Origin of the sequence: Pseudomonas sp. NPDC089534 (assembly GCF_044749305.1) — a bacterium.
Classification (GTDB): Bacteria; Pseudomonadota; Gammaproteobacteria; order Pseudomonadales; family Pseudomonadaceae; genus Aquipseudomonas; species Aquipseudomonas ekonensis.
Genome location: NZ_JBIVHR010000177.1, coordinates 1 through 4,533, shown reverse-complemented (window position 1 = coordinate 4,533; position 4,533 = coordinate 1). Strand labels below are relative to the sequence as shown.

Here is a 4,533-nt window from a genome sequence, read left to right as displayed (position 1 = left end):
CGCGACTCGGCCATCAGCGCCTCCGCCTGCTCCATTTCGTCCAGGATGATCTTTGCGCGCTCGTAGAACACTTGCCCGCTGTCGGTCAGGTTCTGGCTGCGGGTCGTGCGGCTCAGGAGCTGGGTGCCCAGGCTGTCCTCGAGCGCGCGGATCTGCTTGCCCGCCACCTGAGAGGACAAACCGAGCTGAACCGCCGCGGCGGAAATGGAGCCGGCCTCGACCGTCTTCACAAAGGTACGCATGCACGTCAAGCGATCCATTAGGTTCGTTCCGTTTCAAGTCATCAAACAAAACATCGATTTTAAGCAAAATAGTTCAACCGTACAGTGAGCGCGTTCGCAGCCGAACGTGCTGCGCAGTCTCACTGACGAGGTGAAAAGCCGTGAAATCGATCATGAAAACCGCACTACTGGCCGCAACGGTCGGTATCGCTTCCGCCGCCTCCGCGGCCACGCCGACCGCACAGGTGAAACCGACCGTGGTGCTGGTGCACGGGGCCTTCGCCGACGGTTCGACCTGGAACAAAGTGATCCCGCTGCTGCAAGCCAAGGGGCTCAACGTGGTGTCCGTGCAGAACCCGCTGACCTCGCTTGAGGATGATGTCGCGGCCACCCGCCGCACACTGGACGCCCAGAGCGGCCCGGTGGTGCTGGTCGGCCACTCGTGGGGCGGGATGGTCATCACCCAGGCCGGCCAGCACGAGAAAGTGAAGTCGCTGGTGTACATCGCCGCATTCGCGCCGTCGGCGGGTGAATCGGTGGCAGATCTGTCGAAGGGTTACCCGACCCCGTCAGGCCTCACCCATGTCGTCGCGGACAAGGAAGGTTTCCTGACCCTGACGCCGGAAGGCATCGAACAGCACCTGGCCCAGCATGTCGCCAGCGACCAGACCCGGTTGATGATCGCCACCCAGACGCCGATCCGGGGCTCCAGCTTCGAGCAGAAAGCCTCGACGGCGGCGTGGACGACCCGGCCCTCCTGGTACTTGCTCAGCGAGCAGGACCGCATGATCCAGCCGGAACTTCAGGCCGCGATGGCGAAGAAGATGGCGGCGCAGGTCACCCGGTTGCCGGCAGACCACGTGCCGCACCTGTCGGAACCTGAGGCGGTGGCCGGGATCATCCTGAAAGCGGTCGAGCAAACGCCCCGCTGAGGTGAAGCGCCAGTCAATCCAGCCTCGACACGCCATTGAATGCGCCCGGCACTTGCGGCTGTCCCTCCTAAGCTGTGAGGATAGCGGCTTTGTCGCCAAGACCGGGCAAGCGCCTTTGCCGGGGAAGAGATTCGGATTGATTGACTGATGATTAAGAATGCGCCGCAAGCGCGCTACCAACGCGCGAAGGATTTCGTGCAAGGCAAGCTTCGCGCCGGGGTCTGGAAACCCGGCGACCTGATCCCTTCCGAGCATCAACTGGTGCAGGAACTGGGCATGTCGCGCATGACGGTCAACCGTGCCCTGCGCGAACTGGCCGACGAAGGCCACCTGGTGCGGATCTCGGGGGTCGGGACGTTCGTGGCCGAGAGCAAGCCGCAGTCGAACCTGCTGCGCATCACCAACATCGCCGACGAAATCATCGCCCGGGGGCACAGCTACACGTGCAAGGTGCTGCACCTGGGACGCGAGGCCGCCTCGATGCAGGTGGCCGCCGCGCTGGCGTTGCCTACAGGGGCGTCGGTGTTTCATTTGATCTGTGTGCACAGCGAAGAAGGCGTGCCGGTGCAGCTGGAGGATCGCTACGTCAACCCGGAGATGGTGCCGGAATTTTTGCAGCAGGAGTTCGGCGAAGGTCTGCAACCGGCCCGGTATCTGTTGCAGGTCATCCGGCCGGACGAGATGGAGCACATCGTCGAGGCCAGCCACCCCAGCGGCGACGAGAGCAAATACATGCAGATCGATGACAACGAGCCCTGCCTGGTGCTCATGCGCCGGACCTGGAACCAGGGCAAGATCGTCACCTATGTGCGCCTGGTCCACCCGTCGTCGCGCTACCGTCTGGGCAGCCGTCTTCCGGTCAATGGCGCCCACAGGGAGAGTTGATCCCTCCAGGCTCCTCCGCTTTCAAAATCGAATCGCCAGCAGGCTGGCTCCCACAGGTGTTGCGCGATCCCTGGTGAGGGCCAATCTGCTGGCCCTCACCAAATCTTGCACAGTCTCTTGTAAGGGCCACCTGCTGGCTCCTACAGGTCATGCATGAGCCCTTGTGGGAGCCAGCCTGCTGGCTTCTACAGATCCTGCACAATCCCTTGTGGGAGCCAGCCTGCTGGCGATGAGGCCTTACAGGCTCGGCAGCAACTTCGCCGGCACCAGCGCGCTCAGGCACCGCGAGGCCAGCAGCCCGGTCGCCGCATCGATGTCCGGCGCGAAGAAGCGGTCCTTCTCGTAGAACGGCACCTCGGCACGCAGGGCCGCGCGGGCCTGCTCCAGCGCCGGCGAGCTTTTCAGGCCGTCGCGCAGGTCCAGCCCCTGGGCCGCCGCCAGCCATTCCACCGCGAGGATCCCGCGGGTGTTCTCGGCCATTTCCCACAGGCGCTTGCCGGCGGCCGGGGCCATCGACACATGGTCTTCCTGGTTGGCGGAAGTCGGCAGGCTGTCCACCGAGTGCGGATGGGACAGCGCCTTGTTCTCGCTGGCCAGCGCCGCGGCGGTCACCTGGGCGATCATGAAGCCGGAGTTCACCCCGCCGTTGGCCACCAGGAACGGCGGCAACTGCGACATGTGCTTGTCCATCATCAGCGAGATGCGCCGCTCGCTCAGCGAGCCGATCTCGGCGATGGCCAGGGCCATGTTGTCGGCGGCCATGGCCACCGGCTCGGCGTGGAAGTTGCCGCCGGAGATCACGTCGCCCTCGGCGGCGAACACCAGCGGGTTGTCGGACACCGCGTTGGCTTCGACCGCCAGCACCTCGGCGGCCTGGCGGAACTGGGTCAGGCACGCGCCCATGACCTGCGGCTGGCAGCGCAGGGAGTACGGGTCCTGCACCTTCTCGCAGTTCTGGTGCGAATCGGACACCTCGCTGCGCTCGCCCAGCAGGTGGCGGTACGCCGCGGCCGCGTCGATCTGGCCCTTCTGGCCGCGGGCGGCGTGGATGCGCGCATCGAACGGCGAACGCGAGCCGAGCACCGCCTCGACGGTCAGGCCGCCCACGGCCAGCGCGCCGGCGAACAGGTCCTCGCCCTCGAACAGGCCGCGCAGGGCGAACGCGGTGGACACCTGGGTGCCGTTGAGCAGCGCCAGGCCCTCCTTCGCCGCCAGGGTCAGCGGCTTGAGGCCGGCGACCTTCAGCGCCTCGGTGGCCGGCAGCCATTCGCCCTTGTGGCGCGCCTTGCCCTCGCCCAGCAGCACCAGCGACATGTGCGCCAGCGGCGCGAGGTCGCCGGAGGCGCCGACCGAACCCTTGAGCGGGATGTGCGGGTAGACCTCGGCGTTGACCAGCGCGATCAGCGCGTCGATCACCTGCCGGCGGATGCCGGAGAAGCCGCGGCTCAGGCTGTTGACCTTGAGCACCATGATCAGGCGGCACAGCGCGTCGCTGACCGGCTCGCCGACGCCGGCGGCGTGGGACAGCACCAGGGAGCGCTGCAGGTTCTCAAGGTCCGCGCTGGCGATGCGGGTCGAGGCCAGCAGGCCGAAGCCGGTGTTGATGCCGTAGGCGGTGCGGTTCTCGGCGATGATCCGCTCGACGCAGGCGACGCTGGCGTCGATCTGCGCCGAGGCGCTGTCGTCGAGGGTCAGCGTGACCGGGTTCTGGTAGACGTCACGCAGTTGGGCCAGGGTCAGTTGGCCGGGGGTCAGGTTCAGTGCAGTCATGCTCAAGCTCCTTTAGCTGAGGTGATCATCGGCAGGTTCAGGCCCTGCTCCTTGGCGCAGTCGATCGCAATCTGGTAACCGGCATCGGCGTGACGCATCACCCCGGTGCCCGGGTCGTTGTGCAGCACGCGGGCGATCCGCTCGGCCGCCTCGTCGGTGCCGTCGCAGACGATCACCATCCCCGAGTGCTGCGAGAAGCCCATGCCCACTCCGCCGCCGTGGTGCAGCGACACCCAGGTCGCGCCGCTCGCGGTGTTGAGCAGGGCGTTGAGCAGCGGCCAGTCGGACACGGCGTCGGAGCCGTCCTGCATCGATTCGGTCTCGCGGTTCGGGCTCGACACCGAGCCGGAGTCCAGGTGGTCGCGGCCGATCACGATCGGCGCCGACAGCTCGCCGCTGCGCACCATCTCGTTGAACGCCAGGCCGAGCTTGGCGCGCAGGCCCAGGCCGACCCAGCAGATGCGCGCCGGCAGGCCCTGGAAGCTGATGCGCTCGCGCGCCATGTCCAGCCAGTTGTGCAGGTGCGCGTCGTCCGGGATCAGTTCCTTGACCTTGGCGTCGGTCTTGTAGATGTCCTGCGGATCGCCCGACAGCGCCGCCCAGCGGAACGGGCCGATGCCGCGGCAGAACAGCGGACGGATGTAGGCCGGCACGAAACCGGGGAAGTCGAAGGCGTTCGCCACGCCCTCTTCCTGGGCCATCTGGCGGATGTTGTTGCCGTAGTC

5 protein-coding genes are annotated in these 4,533 nt (G+C 66.5%); 2 read left to right on the top strand and 3 right to left on the bottom strand.

Annotated features, from left to right (window positions below; translation table 11 throughout):
* Positions 1–242, bottom strand: a 242-nt coding sequence (locus ACIP0B_RS27970) for a LysR family transcriptional regulator (protein ID WP_400838342.1), incomplete at its 3' end; no start/stop codon positions are given.
* Between the two features lie 152 nt (positions 243–394).
* On the opposite strand from ACIP0B_RS27970, the gene ACIP0B_RS27965 reads away from it, so the two are divergent.
* Both ACIP0B_RS27965 and hutC read left to right on the top strand, forming a co-directional pair.
* Entirely contained in the window at positions 395–1,153 is a 759-nt protein-coding gene (locus ACIP0B_RS27965; protein ID WP_400838339.1) for an alpha/beta fold hydrolase, read from the top strand.
* Between the two features lie 147 nt (positions 1,154–1,300).
* A complete protein-coding gene (gene hutC / locus ACIP0B_RS27960; RefSeq protein WP_217892018.1) occupies positions 1,301–2,038 on the top strand; it encodes a histidine utilization repressor in 738 nt (245 codons plus the stop codon).
* 237 nt (positions 2,039–2,275) lie between these two features.
* On the opposite strand, the gene hutH is transcribed toward hutC, so the two are convergent.
* On the bottom strand, positions 2,276–3,808 hold the full coding sequence (gene hutH, locus ACIP0B_RS27955; RefSeq protein ID WP_400838334.1) for a histidine ammonia-lyase: 1,533 nt from the start codon (positions 3,806–3,808) through the stop codon (positions 2,276–2,278).
* 2 nt (positions 3,809–3,810) lie between these two features.
* Positions 3,811–4,533 (bottom strand): urocanate hydratase (gene hutU / locus ACIP0B_RS27950; protein ID WP_400838332.1); only part of this gene is annotated, 723 nt, incomplete at its 5' end.

Bases quoted from the DNA above. Each gene is read 5' to 3' on its own strand.
- hutH (WP_400838334.1), bottom strand. From the start codon at position 3,808: ATGACTGCACTGAACCTGACCCCCGGCCAACTGACCCTGGCCCAACTG.
- hutC (WP_217892018.1), top strand. From the start codon at position 1,301: ATGATTAAGAATGCGCCGCAAGCGCGCTACCAACGCGCGAAGGATTTC.
- ACIP0B_RS27965 (WP_400838339.1), top strand. From the start codon at position 395: ATGAAAACCGCACTACTGGCCGCAACGGTCGGTATCGCTTCCGCCGCC.